At 70.0% G+C, this 16676-nt stretch carries 14 protein-coding genes, 1 other RNA gene and 1 pseudogene; 11 read left to right on the top strand and 5 right to left on the bottom strand.

Annotated features, from left to right (window positions below; genetic code table 11):
• From MQH10_RS19185 to MQH10_RS19170, 4 genes and pseudogenes are all read left to right on the top strand, one after another.
• A pseudogene (locus MQH10_RS19185) lies at positions 1 to 433 on the top strand (hypothetical protein); the annotation flags it as partial.
• Between the two features lie 31 nt (positions 434 to 464).
• Positions 465 to 785: a hypothetical protein gene (locus tag MQH10_RS19180; RefSeq protein WP_242565601.1), complete on the top strand. Its 321-nt coding sequence runs from the start codon at positions 465 to 467 to the stop codon at positions 783 to 785.
• 11 nt (positions 786 to 796) lie between these two features.
• Positions 797 to 2206, top strand: coding sequence for an ATP-binding protein (locus MQH10_RS19175; protein ID WP_242565600.1), 1410 nt, complete (start codon positions 797 to 799; stop codon positions 2204 to 2206).
• A 73-nt stretch (positions 2207 to 2279) separates the two neighbouring features.
• The gene (locus tag MQH10_RS19170) at positions 2280 to 4013 is read left to right on the top strand and encodes an ATP-binding protein (protein WP_242565599.1); all 1734 of its coding nucleotides are present in this window, start codon (positions 2280 to 2282) and stop codon (positions 4011 to 4013) included.
• On the opposite strand, the gene MQH10_RS19165 is transcribed toward MQH10_RS19170, so the two are convergent.
• From MQH10_RS19165 to ssrS, 3 genes are all read right to left on the bottom strand, one after another.
• Positions 4010 to 4846 carry a TIGR00282 family metallophosphoesterase gene (locus MQH10_RS19165; protein ID WP_242565598.1) on the bottom strand — a complete coding sequence of 279 codons (837 nt, stop codon included), beginning with the start codon at positions 4844 to 4846 and terminating at the stop codon, positions 4010 to 4012. The two genes, MQH10_RS19170 and MQH10_RS19165, sit on opposite strands and share 4 nt — an antisense overlap.
• 9 nt (positions 4847 to 4855) lie before the next feature.
• On the bottom strand, positions 4856 to 5434 hold the full coding sequence (locus MQH10_RS19160; RefSeq protein ID WP_242565597.1) for a 5-formyltetrahydrofolate cyclo-ligase: 579 nt from the start codon (positions 5432 to 5434) through the stop codon (positions 4856 to 4858).
• A 41-nt stretch (positions 5435 to 5475) separates the two neighbouring features.
• Positions 5476 to 5638: non-coding RNA, 6S RNA (gene ssrS / locus MQH10_RS19155), on the bottom strand.
• A 304-nt stretch (positions 5639 to 5942) separates the two neighbouring features.
• On the opposite strand from ssrS, the gene MQH10_RS19150 reads away from it, so the two are divergent.
• Genes MQH10_RS19150 through MQH10_RS19140 form a run of 3 tightly spaced genes read left to right on the top strand, consistent with a single transcriptional unit; the run spans position 5943 to position 10168 of the window.
• Positions 5943 to 7694, top strand: coding sequence for an ABC transporter permease (locus MQH10_RS19150; protein ID WP_242565596.1), 1752 nt, complete (start codon positions 5943 to 5945; stop codon positions 7692 to 7694).
• Between the two features lie 12 nt (positions 7695 to 7706).
• Entirely contained in the window at positions 7707 to 9014 is a 1308-nt protein-coding gene (locus MQH10_RS19145; RefSeq protein WP_242565595.1) for an ABC transporter ATP-binding protein, read from the top strand.
• Positions 9011 to 10168, top strand: coding sequence for a carbohydrate porin (locus MQH10_RS19140; RefSeq protein WP_242565594.1), 1158 nt, complete (start codon positions 9011 to 9013; stop codon positions 10166 to 10168). Before MQH10_RS19145 ends, MQH10_RS19140 begins: the two co-directional genes overlap by 4 nt.
• A gap of 9 nt (positions 10169 to 10177) precedes the next feature.
• Here MQH10_RS19140 and MQH10_RS19135 read toward each other — a convergent pair whose 3' ends face one another.
• Together MQH10_RS19135 and MQH10_RS19130 are read right to left on the bottom strand one after the other, a co-directional pair.
• On the bottom strand, positions 10178 to 10504 hold the full coding sequence (locus MQH10_RS19135) for a cell division protein ZapA (protein WP_242565593.1): 327 nt from the start codon (positions 10502 to 10504) through the stop codon (positions 10178 to 10180).
• A gap of 1 nt (position 10505) precedes the next feature.
• Positions 10506 to 10808: a DUF4164 family protein gene (locus MQH10_RS19130; protein ID WP_272887031.1), complete on the bottom strand. Its 303-nt coding sequence runs from the start codon at positions 10806 to 10808 to the stop codon at positions 10506 to 10508.
• Positions 10809 to 10837: 29 nt separating this feature from the next.
• On the opposite strand from MQH10_RS19130, the gene tkt reads away from it, so the two are divergent.
• From tkt to MQH10_RS19110, 4 genes are all read left to right on the top strand, one after another.
• Positions 10838 to 12916, top strand: coding sequence for a transketolase (gene tkt, locus MQH10_RS19125; protein WP_336605128.1), 2079 nt, complete (start codon positions 10838 to 10840; stop codon positions 12914 to 12916).
• 9 nt (positions 12917 to 12925) lie between these two features.
• Positions 12926 to 14134 (top strand): formate-dependent phosphoribosylglycinamide formyltransferase, encoded by a 1209-nt coding sequence (gene purT / locus MQH10_RS19120; RefSeq protein WP_242565591.1) that lies wholly within the window; start codon positions 12926 to 12928, stop codon positions 14132 to 14134.
• A gap of 203 nt (positions 14135 to 14337) precedes the next feature.
• Positions 14338 to 15345 carry a type I glyceraldehyde-3-phosphate dehydrogenase gene (gap, locus tag MQH10_RS19115; protein ID WP_242565590.1) on the top strand — a complete coding sequence of 336 codons (1008 nt, stop codon included), beginning with the start codon at positions 14338 to 14340 and terminating at the stop codon, positions 15343 to 15345.
• A 124-nt stretch (positions 15346 to 15469) separates the two neighbouring features.
• Positions 15470 to 16660, top strand: coding sequence for a phosphoglycerate kinase (locus MQH10_RS19110; protein ID WP_242565589.1), 1191 nt, complete (start codon positions 15470 to 15472; stop codon positions 16658 to 16660).
• Positions 16661 to 16676 lie beyond the last annotated feature (16 nt).

The raw sequence follows: 16676 nt of genomic DNA, 5'->3' as shown, positions 1-16676 counted from the left end.
CGGAGGGATGGGCGGCCCCGGCGGCGGCATGGCCGGCACGACGGGCGGCGGCATGGGCGGCCATGGCGGCATGGGCGGACCGGGAGGAGGCATGGACGGCGAAGGACCCGGGGGCGGCGACAGCCCGCGCCGCGCCACCTCCAGCCGCAACTTCAGCCGCCTGGAAGGCGCGGCCCGCTACTCCCTGATCAACGAGCCCCAGCCGGTGCGCGGGGCGGACCTCAATCTCGACTGGAAGGTCACGGCCGAGGAATGGGCCAAGGCGCCGGCCGCCGCTTCGCCCTGCTCGATCCCAAGGACACGGGCAAGCTCGCCCTCGCCGATCTGCCGCCGCCCGGCGGCCGAGGCGCCGAGGGGCCGCCGCGAAAAGGCGGCTTGTTCAAACGCCAACCGCCCCGCGAGCAATAGCAAAGCTTTCACCAATCCTGGGTAGGGAGAGGCCCTTGAGTTGAGGGCGCGTGGGTATGCCGGACAGACGGTCGCGACTGTGGGAAGGCCTTGAAGCCGCGGCGGTCGACGAGCGGCGCTCCACGCCGCTCCGCATGGTCACCGCGGTCTGCGCCGGCCTGCTGCTCTGCCTGGCCCTCACGCCCGGTCTCGTCCTGCCCTGGATCGCCGCGGTCCTGGCCTGCGAGACCTGGACGCTGTTCACCACCCGCCCCTTCGTGGACGGCGCCCCTGTCGGCGCCCGAGCCGGGTCCGCTATCTGGTCTCCTGCGCCTTCACCACCTGGTCCTGGAACCTGGCGCCGATCCTGTGCTGGACCAGCGGCGATCCCGGCCTGAGGGTCATCGCGGTGATCACCCTGGCGGGGTTCATGATCCACGCCCAGGGGTTCGCCTTCCGAAGCCGCGCGGTGCTGCTGCTGAACGGCGGCAGCTCGGCCCTGAACCTGATCCTTCTGCCGCTCGCCTTCGGCGGCTTCGACCCCGTCCAGCAGGTCATGGCGGTGGGCGCCATCGCGCTAGTGGTGTTCTACGCCGCGGTGAGCGCCAAGATGAGCCGCGACACCACCGAGGCCCTGGACGCCGCCCGCCGCGAGGCGGAAGCCGCCAGCCAGGCCAAGTCGGCCTTCCTCGCCATGATGAGCCACGAACTGCGCACGCCCATGAACGGCGTGCTGGGCATGGCCCACGCCCTGAAGTCCTCGCGCCTGACCGGCCGCCAGGCCGAGCAGGTGGGCATGCTGATCCGCTCCGGCGACGGGCTGATGGCGATCCTCAATGACATCCTCGACATCTCCAAGATCGAGTCCGGGCGCCTGGAGCTGGAGACCGCACCGTTCGACCTGGTGGAGCTGGGCGAGCGGGTCTGCGACCTCTGGGCCGACGCCGCCGGCGCCAAGGGCCTGGCGCTGAGCTTCGTCGTCGATCCCATGGCGCCGCGCCATGTGACCGGGGACGCCTCCCGCGTCCGCCAGATCCTGCTGAACCTGGTCTCAAACGCCTTGAAATTCACCGATGCGGGTGAAGTGCGGGTGACTCTGGCCGCCCTGCCCGACGCGCGGCCGGGCGCGGCCCGCATCGCCTTTTCGGTCACCGACACGGGCCTCGGCATCAGCCCGGATCAGCAGGCCCGGCTGTTCGACGCCTTCGTCCAGGCCGAGGCCTCCACCGCCCGGCGCTTCGGCGGCACGGGCCTGGGGCTCGCCATCTGCCGCCAGCTCGCCGGCCTGATGGGCGGAGAGATCACCGTGGACAGCACGCCCGGCCAGGGCTCGACCTTCCGGCTGCTGATCGACCTGCCCCTCGCCGCCGCCCCGGACGCCGAGACCGCGGAGCCCGCCCCGGACGCGGGCCTGGAGGGCCTGCGCATCCTGGTGGCCGAGGACAATCCGATCAATCAGGCCGTCGCCCGCGCGATCCTGGAGACCCTGGGCGCCCGGATCGACACCGCCGAGAACGGGGCCCTGGCGCTCGAACGCCTGTCCGAGGGCGCCTATGACCTGGTGCTGATGGACGTGCACATGCCGGTGATGGACGGCATGGAGGCGCTGGGCCGCATCCGGGCCGGGGAAGCCGGGGATCCGACCCTGCCGGTCATCGCGCTCACCGCCGACGCCATGTCCGGCCAGGACCTCAAGTTCATGGCCAGAGGGTTCGACGCCGTCCAGCCGAAGCCGATCCAGCCGGCCGAGCTGATCGCCGCGATCCTGGACCTGCGCGCCGCGCAGCCCCGGCGGGTGGGGGGCGAACACGCAGCCTGAGGGCGTTTCGAAAGAATCGGTTCACCTATCTGCGACAGGCTGTCCAATATCCATTTAGGTTGAGGAGCTCGGCGTGACACGCTGGCGCGGCGCTTTTGGCGAGGAGCTGGATCGCGCCGCGATCGAAAGCCTCCGCACCACCGGCGTCCGGGTGGTCACCCTGGGTCCCGTCGCCTTGCTGGCCGGTTGGAATTTGGGCTGGCGCGTCGCAGGCCTTTGGACCCTTCTGGCGCTCGCGACGGAGGCCTGGACCTGGGCGGCGACCCGCACGGTCAGCGCGGGCGGCCGCGCCGGACCCGTTGAGAAATCGCTCTATCTGGCCTCGGCCCTGGTCAAGACCGCGATCTGGGCGGGCCTGCCGGTCCTGCTCTGGAACAGCGGCATGGAGGCGCTGCGGATCGGCGCCGTGGTGCTGCTTTGCGGCCAGCTGATACACGCCATCAGCTACACCAGCCGCTTCACCGTATTGCTGGCGGTGAACGCCTCCTTCCCCCTGTTGGCCCTGTTCGCCCTTCCGATGCTGACCCATCGGTTCGACCATGTCCGGCTGGTGACCCTCACCTGCGGCCTGGGGATGATGGCGCTATATTGGGTGAACGGCGTGCGGACCAGCCGCCGGGCGGCGCACGCCATGCAGGCGGCCGAACGGGCGGCCGTCGAGGCCAACGCCGCCAAGTCCGCCTTCCTGGCCATGATGAGCCACGAGCTGCGCACGCCGATGACCGGGGTGCTGGGCATGGCCCAGGCCCTGCGCAACACGCCCCTGTCCGACGCGCAGCAGGCCCAGGTCGGCATGCTGATCCGTGCCGGCGACGGGCTGATGGCCATCCTCAACGACATTCTCGACGTCTCCAAGATCGAGGCGGGCCGCCTGGAGCTGGAGACCACCGCCTTCGACCTGATCGAGCTGGCCGCCCAGGCCGAGGCCCTGTGGCGCGACGCCGCCGAGGCCAAGGGCCTCGAGCTGAGCCTGGAGGTCGCGCCGGACACGCCGCGCTGGCTGTCCGGGGATCCGACCCGGATCCGTCAGATCATGCTCAACCTGCTGTCCAACGCGCTGAAGTTCACCGAGGCCGGCGAGGTCCGCCTGGCCCTGCGCGCCCTTGACGGCGCCCCGGCCGACCGCGGTCGGGTGGAGATCTCGGTGTCCGACACCGGCATCGGCATGACGCCGGACCAGGTGGGTCGCCTGTTCACCGCCTTCAGCCAGGCCGACGCTTCGACGGCGCGCCGGTTCGGGGGCACCGGCCTGGGCCTCTCCATCTGCCGCCAGCTCGCGGAGATGATGGGCGGCGGGGTGAGTGTCGACAGCGCGCCCGGCCGGGGATCAACTTTCCGCCTGACGCTCGAGTTGCCCCTCGCTGACGCGCCGGAAGAGGACGGCGGGGCCGGCGAAGAGGCCATTGGCCTGGAGGGCGTCTCGATCCTGGTCGCCGAGGACAACCCCATCAACCAGGCCGTGGCCCGCGCCATTCTGGAGGCCGTCGGGGCGCGGATCGACACCGCCGACAACGGGGCCATCGCGCTGGAGCGCCTGAGCGGTGGCGGCTACGACCTCGTGCTGATGGATGTGCACATGCCGGTGATGGACGGGGTCGAGGCCCTGGTCCGCATCCGCGCCGGCGAGGCGGGCGAGCCGGACCTGCCGGTCATCGCGCTCACCGCCGACGCCATGTCCGGTGAGACCCAGCGCCTGATGGCCCAGGGCTTTGACGACGTCCAGCCCAAGCCGATCCAGCCCATGGCCCTGGTCGGTGCGATTCTGGAGGCCTGCGCCCGGGCCGAGGCCCGTCGCGCCGCCGCCTAGCTGACGACGACGTCGAGGGTCGGCACCGTTTCCGACAGCCGCCCGCCGATGCGGATCGGCTCGACCCGCCGGGCCAGGCCCGTACGGTCGTCCGTCTCCACGAACACGCCGCAGACCGTCGCCGGCCCTTCGGCGGGCTTGTAGCGGCCGCCCGAGATGCGGGTCGTGAACCGCCGCAGGGGCTCTTCCTTCTGGTTGCCGATCACGCTGTCATAGTCGGCGCAGGCGCCGGCGTCGGTCTGATAGGCCGTGCCGCCCGGCAGGATTTGGCAATCGGCGGTGGGCACATGGGTGTGGGTGCCGACCACCAGGCTGGCCCGGCCGTCGCAGAAGTGGCCCATGGCCATCTTCTCGGAGGTGGCCTCGGCGTGCATGTCCACGAGAACCGCGTCGGCGACCATGCCGAGCGGCGCCTTTTCAAGCTCCCGGTCCACGGCGGCGAACGGGTCGTCGAGGGAATCCATGTGCACCCGGCCCAGCAGATTGATCACCAGGATGCGGCGGCCCTTGGTGGTCATGAACAGGTTCGCCCCCCGGCCCGGCGCGTCGGCCAGGACGGAATAGTTCAGGGGGCGGATCAGGCGGTCCTCCCGGACGATATAGGTGAGCGCCTCCTTCTGATCCCAGCTGTGGTTGCCGAGGGTCAGGCAGTCGGCGCCGGCGTCGAACAGCTCGCGCGCGGTGTTCTCGGTGATGCCGAAGCCGGCGGCGGCGTTCTCGGCGTTGATCACCACGAACTCGAGATCGAGGCGGCGGCGGAGGTCGGGCAGATGGTCGGCCAGGCCGTCGCGGCCGGCGCGGCCGACGACATCCCCGAAGAAGGCGAAGCGCATGGCGGGTCCTTAAGGTCTTTCGACCGGGATATAACCGTTTTCGGTGAGAATGGCGTCCAGCCTCTGATCATGAGGCTCGAGATCGAGATCGGGGACTTCCTGGCCCGCAAAGGCCAGGCCGAGGGCGAAGACCGGCTTGTGGGCCCGCAAGGCTTCGAGGGTGCGGTCATAATGCCCCCCGCCCTGGCCCAGGCGACCGCCGCGCCGGTCGAAGCCGACCAGGGGCACGATCACCAGGTCGGGATGAACCTCCGGCGCGTGGGGCGGCGGGGCCGGCACGCCCATGGCGTCAGGGACCGGCCGGTCGCGGTCGTCCCAGAGACGGAAGATGAGCGGCGTGTCCGGGCCCTCGCAGACCGGAAGGGCGAACAGTCCGCCGAGGTCCGACAGCCGGCGTATCAGGGGGCTGGGGTCGAGTTCCGCGCCCAGGGCGTAGTAGCCGGCGAAACTGGCGAAGGCCGGCAGGTCTTCAAGCGGCAGGACATCGGCGGCCCGTCGGGCGGCGTCCGGGTCGGCGCGCGACAGCTCGACGCGGCGGGCCCGCAGGCTGCGACGCAGCTGCGCCTTGGAGGGAAGGGGTTCGGTCACATGCCCCCTATAGCCCATGCGGGGCGTGCGGGGGAAAGGGTGGCGGCGCCGCGAGAGCCGTGAAGGACGGTTTAAATCCCCTCGGACCTGGTAAACCAGGTGGGCGCCATATACCCGGGCCCACGAGCCCGGACAGGGACAGCTCCCTTCGAGAAAATTAAGGTCTCTGGGATTAGTTGCCTTCGACGAGAGCCGCAGCTGGACCCGCCAAGAGCCAATCTAGGGCGGCGGGCCTGGGTTCACAAGGGCCGCCGCCCTTGGCGCCGACGCCTCCGGCAAGAACCGTCTTCGGCGCCGCAACATCACACTTGACAGCATCGAACGGCAGGATCATTCCGCCGCCCGTCGACCCGTCGCCACACCCGCGGCGTCGACGCTGAAACGAAAGCCCGAACCCCATGCCTAGCGACGGTAGCAGTCGATCTAACGCGCCGCGGAAGGCGTCCCGCTAGGGTCTGGTTTCAGGCTCGACCCGTGACGGCCTTCGCGGCGTATCACGAGGTGAGCCATGGTATTTCTCTCCGGAGACCGCCCTGGAGCACGCCCGCTCGCGCGGTTTCTGCGCGTCGGCGTCGCGCCATCCTGGGCCGATCTCGCCGCATTCCTCCTGCTGGCGGCGACCGCCGTCCTGATCGTCCGCGGCGCGGGCGAAATGAGCGAGCCGCTGTCGCGGCTGCACACGACGCCCGTCACCCTGGAGCCGCGCCGCCTGCCGGAATACGCCCTGCTGACGACCTTGCGGATGTTCGCCGCGCTCGCCTGCTCCCTGGCCTTCACCTTCACGGTCGCCACCCTGGCGGCCAAGAGCCGCAAGGCCGAACGGGTGATCGTGCCCGCGCTCGACATCCTCCAGTCTGTGCCGGTCCTGGGGTTCCTGACCTTCACCGTGACCTTCTTCATGGGTCTGTTCCCCGGCCGCCAGCTGGGAGTCGAATGCGCGGCGGTGTTTGCGATCTTCACCAGCCAGGCCTGGAACATGGCCTTCAGCTTCTACCAGTCCCTGCGCACCATCCCGAGCGACCTGGACGAGGTGAGCCGGCAGTTCGGCTTCTCCCCGTGGCGGCGGTTCGTCCGGTTGGAGCTGCCCTTCGCGACCCCCGGCCTGGTCTGGAACGTGATGATGTCCATGTCGGGCGGCTGGTTCTTCGTGGTGGCGTCCGAGGCGATCACCGTCGGCCAGACCACCATCGACCTGCCTGGCATCGGCTCCTGGCTGTCCCTGGCGATCGCCCGCCAGGACCTCAGGGCGGTCGCCATGGGCGTGGGCGCCATGGCCGTGGTGATCCTGCTCTACGATCAGCTGGTGTTCCGCCCCATCGTGGCCTGGGCGGACAAGTTCCGGTTCGAACAGACCGCGTCGACCGACCGCCCCCGCTCCTGGCTCTACGACCTGGTCCGCCGGACCAGGTGGATGCGGCTGGCCGCGGTCCCGCTGTCGTGGCCGGCCCGGGCGCTGGCGGCCATCGACTGGCCCCGGCCGCAGCTTGCGCCCCTGCGCGTGAGCGCAGCCACGGCCCGCGCCTTTGACGGCCTGTGGCTCGGCCTGGTGGGCGTGGGGACCGCCTGGGCGGCCTGGACCCTGGTCGCCTTCGTCGCCCGCACCCTCGACTGGGGCGACGCGGCGGAGGCCTTCGGCCTGGGCCTGGCCACCCTGATCCGGGTGGTGGTGCTGATCGCCCTGGCCAGCCTTGTCTGGGTGCCGATCGGGGTCTGGATCGGCCTGCGGCCCAAATGGGCGGAGCGGTTGCAGCCCGTGGCCCAGTTCCTGGCCGCCTTCCCCGCCAATGTCCTCTTTCCCTTCGCGGTCATGGCGATCGTGACCCTGAAGCTCGACCCCAACATCTGGCTCTCGCCCCTGATGGTGCTGGGCACCCAGTGGTACATCCTGTTCAACGTCATCGCCGGCGCGAGCGCCATTCCCAGCGACCTCAAGGAGGCGGCCGGGGTGTTCGGCGTCCGCGGCTGGCAATGGTGGCGCCAGGTCGGACTGCCCGGGATCTTCCCCTACTACGTCACCGGCGCCCTCACCGCGTCGGGCGGATCCTGGAACGCCAGCATCGTCGCCGAGGCCGTAAGCTGGGGCGACGAGCATCTGGAAGCCGCCGGCCTCGGCGCCTTCATCGCCAAGGCCACCGCCGCCGGCGACTATGGCCGCGTCGCCCTGGGCGTCGCCGTCATGTCGATCTTCGTCATCGCCTTCAACCGCGCCCTGTGGCGGCCGATGTACCGGTTCGCCGAGCGCCGTCTGCGCCTCGACTAGAGGGAGCCTCCCATGACCGCCATTGATGATCGCCACCTCGTGGACGTGCGCCATGTCCGCCACCAATACGGCAAGCCGGGCGCGGGCGGGCAGCTGGTGCTGGACGACGTCGACCTGACCCTGTTCGACAACGAGATCGTGGGCCTGCTCGGCCGCTCCGGCTCGGGCAAGTCGACCCTGCTGCGCTCGATCGCAGGCCTGATCCATCCGACGTCGGGCGACGTCGCCTTCCCCAAAGCCGCCGGCCAGGCGCCCACCACCGTCAGCATGGTCTTCCAGAGCTTCGCCCTGTTCCCCTGGCTCACCGTCCTGCAGAATGTGGAGGTCGGGCTCGAGGCCAAGCGGACGCCCCCTGAGGAGCGCCGTCGCCGGGCGCTCGCCGCCATCGACCTGATCGGTCTGGACGGCTTCGAGAACGCCTATCCCAAGGAGCTGTCCGGCGGCATGCGCCAGCGGGTGGGACTGGCCCGCGCCCTGGTGGTCGATCCGACGATCCTTCTGATGGACGAGCCGTTCTCGGCGCTCGACGTGCTCACCGCCGAGACCCTGCGCACCGACCTGCTCGACCTGTGGTGCGAGGGGCGGATGGGCATCAAGTCGATCCTGATGGTGACCCACAATATCGAGGAGGCGGTGCTGATGTGCGACCGCATCCTGGTCTTCTCGTCCAACCCCGGCCGCATCGTCGCCGAGATCAAGGTCGACCTGCCCCAGCCGCGCAACCGCCAGAACCCGGCCTTCCGCCGGCTGGTGGACCAGATCTACGCCCGCATGACCCAGCGCGGCGCGGTCGAGGGCCGCCGCGGCGACGGGGTGTTTCCCGGCCTGGGCGTCGGCATGGTGCTGCCGCGGGTGTCCACCAACACGCTCGCCGGCCTGATGGAGGCGATCCACGCCGCGCCGTTCAACGGCAAGGCCCACCTGCCCGACCTGGCGGGCGCCCTGCACTATGAGGCCGACGAACTGTTTCCCATCGCAGAGACCCTGCAGCTGCTGCGGTTCGCCGAGTTGGAGGGCGGCGACATCCGCCTGACCTCGGAGGCCCGCCGCTACGCCGAGGCCGATGTCGATGGCCGCAAGCAGCTGTTCGCCCAGCACCTGATCGCCTATGTGCCGCTGGCCGGTCATATCCGCCGCGTGCTCGACGATCGCGCCTCGCACCAGGCGCCGGCACGGCGGTTTCGCGACGAACTTGAGGACCTGATGACGCCGGAAGACGCCGACCAGACCCTGAAGGCGGTGACCAACTGGGCCCGTTACGCCGAGGCCTTCGCCTATGGCGAAAGCGCCGATCTGTTCAGCCTGGACGACCCTGAATGATCGGGCGGCGAGCGCTGGCGGCCGCGATCCTGCTGCTCGGCCCGGCATTGAGCGGGCCGGCCAACGCCCAGGCGTCCTTCGTGCTGCACGACACCCTCGACCTGTGGCGGAACCTGGAGGGCGGGCTGAAGGTCGGCGACACTCAGCTCAACAAGCTGCAGATCGCGGTGACCCTGGCCGGGGACGAGCTGGGCCAGCCGGGCTGGAAGGCCCACGCCCAGTATTTCCGCACCAATGGCGAGCGCCTCAGCGGCGGGCGGTCGGGCGACATCCAGACGGCGAGCAATATCGAGGCGCTCAGCACCGACCGGCTGATGGAGGCCTGGGTCGAAAAGTCGTTCGGCCCGACCGGCGCCCTGCGCGCCGGGCTGATGGACCTGAATTCGGACTTCGACAGCATCGAGCCCGCGGGCCTGTTCACCGGAAGCTCTCACGGGATCGCGCCGGACCTGTCGCACAGCGGCCTCAACGGCCCCTCGATCTTTCCGGTCAGCGCGCTGGGGGTGCATGGGACCTGGGCCCCGCGATCGAACCTGACCCTGCGCGCCGCCGCCTTCGACGGCGTGCCCGGCGATCCAGCGCATCCCAAGGCCTTCGCCACGGTCAGGCTGGGCCGGCGCGACGGCGCCCTGCTGATCACCCAGGCCGACTGGGTGTTCGCACCCGGCGCCCAGGCCTCGCTCGGCGCCTGGCGCTACACCGCCGACTTCGACCGCCTCGACCAGCCGGGCCGGCGCCAGTCCGGGGCGGCGGGGGTCTATGGCTATGTCGAGGGCCCCGCCCCCGGCCTCACGGGCTGGAAGGGCTGGGTTCGGCTGGGCCGGGCCGATCCGGACGTGGCGGTGGTGGCCGACTATCTGGGATTCGGCCTGGTCCATGACGCGCCGTTCCGAAGCCGGCCCGACGATCAGCTGGGCTTCGCCGTGGCGCGGGCGGGATTGGGGGCGCCGGCGCGGCGCGGGACCGGCCTACCGGACACCGAGACCGCCTTCGAGCTGACCTATCGCTACCAGGTCGACAGCCGCCTGAGCCTCCAGCCCGACATCCAGTACATCGTCCATCCCGCCTCGCGTCCGGGGCTGGACAACGCCCTGATCGCCGGACTGCGCGTGGCGGTGACATTCAGGTCCAAGGCCGATCGGCCCCAGGACTAGGACCTCGGCCTATTCCGCCGCCAGCTTCTCGATCTTGCGGGCGGCGTTGTCGATGGCGAGCGCGGCCTTCACCTCGACCCGGGCGTAGTCGGACTGCAGCCGGGCGAGCTCGGCCTGGGCGACCGAGAGCCTCGCCTTGGCGTCGGTCAGTTCGTCGGCGAGCAGCAGGGCGCCCATCAGGAACAGCCGGGTGTCGCCCAGCTGGCCCATGTCCTGCGAGACCTGGCGGACCTGGCGGTCGAACAGCCGGGCCAGTTCCAGCAGGTGGGCCTCTTGTCCGTCCTCGCACCCCACGGCGTAGGGACGGCCGTTCACCTCGATGTTCAGCTGGGCCATGTCAGGCCTCCTCGGTCTCGTCGACATCCGCCGCGACGTCGGCGGGCGCGGTTTCAAGGGCCGCCTGAATCTCGGCGATGGCGCGACCCAAGGCCGCAGAAGCCTCGGCGCCCGCGGCCTCAAGGTCCTTTTCGCGCGCCCGCGACTGGTCCAGTTCGGCCGCCAGCCGTGCGCGATCGGCGTCGAACAGGCCGTCGCCGCCCTCCCTGGCCCCGTGGGCCATTCGCTGCTCCAAAAGCGCAACCGCGCGATCCAGGCGTTTGACGGCCTGGTCGAGGGCGTTGTCGCCGGACTCCCGGTTCATTCCACGCTCCGAACTGTGACTGTTAATCTATAGACCGGGCCGGGGCGCCGCCGGAACCCGTTACGTTCCTTGACCCTCACCTCTGTGCATGCGACCCCGCCCCAGTTCACTCCCAGGAAGATTCAAAGGCCCCCATGCCCGCTCCGCTCCAGACCATGGCCGACGCCATCCGCGTGCTCTCCATGGACGCCGTCGAACAGGCCGCCAGCGGCCACCCCGGCATGCCCATGGGCATGGCCGACGTCGCGACCGTGCTGTGGACCAAGTTCCTGAAATATGACGCGACCAAGCCCGACTGGGCCGATCGCGACCGGTTCGTGCTGTCGGCCGGCCACGGCTCGATGCTGCTCTATTCGCTGCTGCACCTGACCGGCTACAAGGCCATGACGCTGGGCGAGATCAAGAATTTCCGCCAGTGGGGCTCCAAGACCCCCGGCCACCCGGAAGTGTTCCACACCCCCGGCGTCGAGGTCACCACCGGCCCCCTGGGCTCTGGCCTGGCCACCTCGGTCGGCATGGCCATGGCGGAACGCAGCCTCGCCGCCCGGTTCGGATCGGACCTGGTCGACCACCGCACCTGGGTGATCAGCGGCGACGGCTGCCTGATGGAGGGCGTCAGCCATGAGGCGATCAGCCTGGCCGGCCGTCTGAAGCTCAGCAAGCTGACCGTCCTGTGGGACGACAACAATGTCACCATCGACGGGCCGGTGACCCTGTCGGAGAGCGGCGACCAGATCGCCCGCTTCAAGGCCGCCGGCTGGGCGGTCAAGGCCATCGACGGCCATGACGTGGGACAGATCCGCCGGGCGCTCGCCTGGGCGACCAAGCAAGACCGCCCCAGCCTGATCGCCTGCAAGACCAAGATCGGCAAGGGCGCCGCCACCCTGGAGGGTCATCACAAGACCCACGGCGCCGCGCTCGGCAAGACCGAGATCGCCGCCAGCCGCGAGAAGATGGGCTGGAGCCAGGAGCCCTTCGAGATCCCGGACGAGGTCTATCGCCCCTGGCGCGCGGCGGGCCGGCGCGGCGCCAAGGTCCGCAAGGCCTGGGAGGCCAAGCTCGCCGCCTCGCCGCACAAAGCGACCTTTGAGCGCGCCCTGAAGGGCGATCTGCCGGCCGACGCCTTCGACCGCCTCGACGCCCATATCGCCGAGGCCGTGGCGACCAAGCCCGCCGCCGCCACCCGCCAGCATTCGGGCTCGGCGCTGGACGCCCTGTTCGGGGCCGTGCCGGAGATGATCGGCGGATCCGCCGACCTGACCGGCTCCAACAACACCTTCGTCAAGAACACCGCAGTCTTCGACGAACCCGACTACGCCGGCCGCTATGTGAACTATGGCGTGCGCGAATTCGGCATGGCCGCGGCCATGAACGGCATGGCCCTGCACGGCGGGGTCATCCCCTATGGCGGCGCCTTCATGGTGTTCTCCGACTACAGCCGCCCGGCCATCCGCCTGGGCGCCCTGATGGGCATCCGGGTGATCCACGTCATGACCCACGACTCCATCGGGGTCGGCGAGGACGGCCCGACCCACCAGCCGGTCGAGCACCTGGCCGCCATGCGCGCCATGCCCAACCTCAACGTCTTCCGCCCCGCCGACGCGGTGGAAACCGCCGAGTGCTGGAAGCTGGCCCTGCAGTCCAAGTCGACGCCGACCTTCATGGCCCTGTCGCGCCAGAAAGTCCCGGCGGTGCGCACCGAGGCCTCGGCCGAGAACCTCTCGGCCAAGGGCGCCTATGAGCTGGCCCCGGCGACGGGCGAAGCCAAGGTGACGATCTTCGCCTCCGGGACCGAGGTCTCTGTCGCCATGGCCGCCCGCGAAGCGCTGCAGGCCGAGGGCGTCGGGACCCGCGTGGTCTCCACCCCGTCCTGGGAATTGTTCGCCGCCCAGACCCCGGCCTATCGCGCCGCCGTCCTGGGCCGAGGCACGGTGCGGGTCGCGGTGGAAGCCGCGGTCGGCCTGGGCTGGGAGCGGTTCATCGGCGAGGACGGCGTCTTCGTCGGCATGGACAGCTTCGGCGCCAGCGCCCCGGCCGACCGGCTCTACAAGGAATTCGGCATCACCGCCGAGGCCGTGGTGGCCGCGGCGAAATCCAAGCTCGGCTAGGAGCTCCCCATGCGCCTCGGCACGCCGCTGTCTCCCTCCGCCGTCAAGGTCATGCTGCTGGGCTCGGGTGAGCTCGGCAAGGAGGTGGCGATCGAGCTGCAGCGCCTGGGCTGCGAGGTGATCGCCGTCGACCGTTATGCGGATGCGCCGGCCATGCAGGTGGCCCATCGCAGCCACGTCATCGCCATGACCGACGCGGCCGCCCTGCGCGCCCTGGTCGAGGCCGAGCGGCCGCACCTGATCGTGCCGGAGATCGAGGCGATCGCCACCGACGAGCTGGTGCGCATCGAGGCCGAGGGGCTGGCGACCGTCATCCCGACCGCCCGCGCCGCCCAGCTGACCATGAACCGCGAGGGCATCCGCCGGCTGGCGGCCGAGGAGCTATCCCTGCCGACCAGCGCCTACGCCTTCGCCTCCACCGAGGCGGAGCTGGCCAAGGCCGCCGCCGAGGTCACCGGCTTCCCCTGCTTCGTGAAGCCGGTCATGTCGTCCTCCGGCAAGGGCCAGTCCTATGTCGAGACGGCCGACGGGATCGCCGCGGCCTGGCGATATGCGCTCGAGGGCGGCCGGGTCGAGCAGCCCCGCGTGATCGTCGAGGGCCGCGTGGCCTTCGACTTCGAGATCACCCAGCTGACCGTGCGGTTCAAGCAGGCGGACGGATCCATCGGAACCGCCTTCTGCGCCCCCATCGGCCACCGCCAGGTCAAGGGCGACTATGTCGAGAGCTGGCAACCCCAGGCCATGACGCCCGCGGCGCTCGCCAAGTCGCGCGAGATCGCCGCCACCGTGACGGCGGCCCTGGGCGGGGTCGGCATCTTCGGCGTCGAGCTATTCGTGAAGGGCGACGAGGTCTGGTTCTCGGAGGTCAGCCCCCGACCGCACGACACCGGCCTGGTCACCCTGGTCACCCAGTATCAGAGCGAGTTCGCCCTGCACGCCCGCGCCATCCTTGGCCTGCCGGTGGACGCCGGACAGCGCGAGCCGGGCGCCAGCGCGGTGATCTATGGCGGGATGGAGGCCCGGGGCGTGGCCTTCGACGGCGTCGCAGAGGCGCTCGCCGTGCCGGGCGCCGACCTGCGCCTGTTCGGCAAGCCCGAGGCCTTCCTCCGTCGCCGGATGGGCGTGGCCCTGGCCCGCGCCGCCGACACCGACACCGCCCGCGCCCGCGCCGCCGAGGCGGCCGGCAAGGTGCGCGTTCTGGGCCCCGACGCCGTCTAGCGCGACCCGCAAGAGCTTAAAGATCGAAGTGAATCGTTCTGGTAACCGGTGTCACGCGCCCGCCGCCACATAGATCGTCACAATACGCAGCGGAAGTTGAGCCCTACGGGGGTTGACTCGGGGGCCCTCGACCTGAAGAAACCCACCCAAATCAGAACATAGGGCCGGCCTGGGCCAGCCATACTCTCGAAGGAGTCGCCTCGATGACTGTTCGCGTCGCTATCAATGGGTTCGGCCGCATCGGCAGGTTGGTCCTGCGCTCGATCGTCGAACATGGCCGCGGCGACATCGAGGTTGTGGCGATCAACGATCTGGGCCCGGTCGAGACCAACGCCCACCTGCTGCGCTATGACAGCGTCCATGGCCGCTTCCCGGGCGTGGTCACCGTCGACGGCGACACGATCGACGTGGGCAAGGGCAAGATCAAGGTCACCGCGATCCGCAACCCGGCCGAGCTGCCGCACAAGGATCTGGGCGTCGACATCGCCTTTGAATGCACCGGCCTGTTCACCTCCAAGGACAAGGCCTCGGCCCATCTGGAGGCCGGCGCCAAGCGCGTCCTGGTCTCGGCGCCCTGCGACAACGCCGACAAGACCATCGTCTATGGCGTGAACCACCAGACCCTGACCAAGGACGACCTGGTCGTCTCCAACGCGTCCTGCACCACCAACTGCCTGGCTCCGATCGCCAAGGTGCTGCACGAACTGGCCGGCATCGAGCGCGGCTACATGACGACGATCCACTCCTACACCGGCGACCAGCCCACGCTGGACACCATGCACAAGGACCTCTACCGCGCCCGCGCCGCGGCCATGAGCATGATCCCGACCTCGACCGGCGCCGCCAAGGCGCTCGGCCTGGTGATCCCGGAGCTGAAGGGCAAGCTGGACGGCTCCTCGATCCGCGTCCCGACCCCGAACGTCTCGGTCGTCGACCTGACCTGGGTCCCCGGCCGCACCCTGACCGCCGAGGAAATCAATGAGGCCCTGAAGGCCGCCGCCGCCGGCCCGCTGAAGGGCGTGCTGGGCGTCACCGACGAGCCCCTGGTCTCGATCGACTTCAACCACGTCGCCAATTCCTCGACGGCGGCCCTGGCCCAGACCCAGGTGATCGACGGCGGCCTCGGGCGCGTCCTGTCCTGGTACGACAACGAGTGGGGCTTCTCGACCCGCATGGCCGACACCGCGCTCGCCATGGCGAAGCTGATCTAGGACCACACAGGGTCTCGGACGCTTCGCCGATCATCCCGGCGAGGGCCGGGATCCAGAGGGGGCCACACCCTGGCCCTGGCATGCACTGGGCCCCGGCTTAGGCCGGGGCGATCGGAGAGCTTGAATGACCTTCCGCACCTTGGACGACGCCGACCTCACCGGGAAACGCGCCCTGGTTCGTGTGGACTTCAATGTGCCGATGCACGAGGGCGAGGTGTCGGACGACACCCGCCTGCGCGCCGCCGTTCCAACCATCGCCAAGCTGCGCGCCGGCGGGGCCAAGGTCATCCTGCTCGCTCACTTCGACCGGCCCAAGGGCAAGGTGGTGCCTGAGATGAGCCTGGCGCCCATCACGCCCGCGCTCGCCAAGGTGCTGGGCCTGCCGGTGGCCTTCGCCGCCGACTGCGTCGGCCCGGCCGCCGCCGACGCCATCGCCGCCATCCGGAACGGCGACGTGCTGCTGCTGGAAAACGTCCGCTTCCATGCGGGCGAAGAGAAGAACGATCCCGAGTTCGCCAAGGCGCTGGCCGCCAATGGCGACCTCTATGTGAACGACGCCTTTTCCGCCGCCCACCGGGCGCATGCCTCCACCGAGGGCCTGGCCCACATCCTGCCGGCCTATGCGGGCGAGCAGATGCGGCTGGAGCTGTCGGCCCTGGAGCGCGCGCTCGGCAATCCGGAACGCCCGGTGCTCGGCATCGTCGGCGGCTCCAAGGTCTCGACCAAGCTCGACCTGCTGCGCCACCTGGTGACCAAGCTGGACAAGCTCGCCATCGGCGGCGGCATGGCCAACACCTTCCTCTACGCCCAGGGCCACGACGTCGGCGCCTCCTACTGCGAAAAGGACATGGCCGAGACGGCGCGCGAGATCATCCGCCTGGCCGGCCAGAACAACTGCAAGCTCTTCCTGCCGCTCGACATCGTGGTGGCCGAGAAGATGGCCCCCGGCGCGCCGGCGCGGATCCGCAGCCTGGGCGCGGTGGACGAACACGAACGCATCCTCGATGCCGGGCCGGAAACCACCGAGCGGCTGTGCCGGGCCATGGACAACTCCAAGACCCTGATCTGGAACGGTCCTTTGGGCGTTTTCGAGATGCCGCCGTTCGATAAGGCGACAATGTCGGCCGCCCATCACGCCGCTGAACTGGTGAAAGCCGGCAAGATCGTGGCTGTCGCCGGCGGGGGTGATACTGTGGCCGCACTCAATGCGGCGGGCGTGGTCGACGATTTCACCTTCGTGTCGACCGCGGGCGGTGCATTTCTTGAATGGATGGAAGGCAAAGAGCTGCCCGGCGTGGCGGCCTTGTCGAAATAAAACAGATTTGATGGAG

The organism is Phenylobacterium aquaticum (assembly GCF_022695515.1).
Taxonomy (GTDB): Bacteria; Pseudomonadota; Alphaproteobacteria; order Caulobacterales; family Caulobacteraceae; genus Phenylobacterium; species Phenylobacterium aquaticum.
The sequence above is the reverse complement of the archived record's forward strand: the minus strand, read 5'-3'. Positions and strand labels throughout refer to the sequence as shown.

Excerpts from the sequence above, each read along its gene's own strand:
- MQH10_RS19150 (WP_242565596.1), top strand. The coding sequence starts at position 5,943 with ATGGTATTTCTCTCCGGAGACCGCCCTGGAGCACGCCCGCTCGCGCGG.
- MQH10_RS19145 (WP_242565595.1), top strand. The coding sequence starts at position 7,707 with ATGACCGCCATTGATGATCGCCACCTCGTGGACGTGCGCCATGTCCGC.
- purT (WP_242565591.1), top strand. The coding sequence starts at position 12,926 with ATGCGCCTCGGCACGCCGCTGTCTCCCTCCGCCGTCAAGGTCATGCTG.
- MQH10_RS19130 (WP_272887031.1), bottom strand. The coding sequence starts at position 10,808 with ATGAACCGGGAGTCCGGCGACAACGCCCTCGACCAGGCCGTCAAACGC.
- gap (WP_242565590.1), top strand. The coding sequence starts at position 14,338 with ATGACTGTTCGCGTCGCTATCAATGGGTTCGGCCGCATCGGCAGGTTG.
- MQH10_RS19110 (WP_242565589.1), top strand. The coding sequence starts at position 15,470 with ATGACCTTCCGCACCTTGGACGACGCCGACCTCACCGGGAAACGCGCC.
- MQH10_RS19135 (WP_242565593.1), bottom strand. The coding sequence starts at position 10,504 with ATGGCCCAGCTGAACATCGAGGTGAACGGCCGTCCCTACGCCGTGGGG.
- MQH10_RS19180 (WP_242565601.1), top strand. The coding sequence starts at position 465 with ATGCCGGACAGACGGTCGCGACTGTGGGAAGGCCTTGAAGCCGCGGCG.
- MQH10_RS19140 (WP_242565594.1), top strand. The coding sequence starts at position 9,011 with ATGATCGGGCGGCGAGCGCTGGCGGCCGCGATCCTGCTGCTCGGCCCG.
- MQH10_RS19165 (WP_242565598.1), bottom strand. The coding sequence starts at position 4,846 with ATGCGCTTCGCCTTCTTCGGGGATGTCGTCGGCCGCGCCGGCCGCGAC.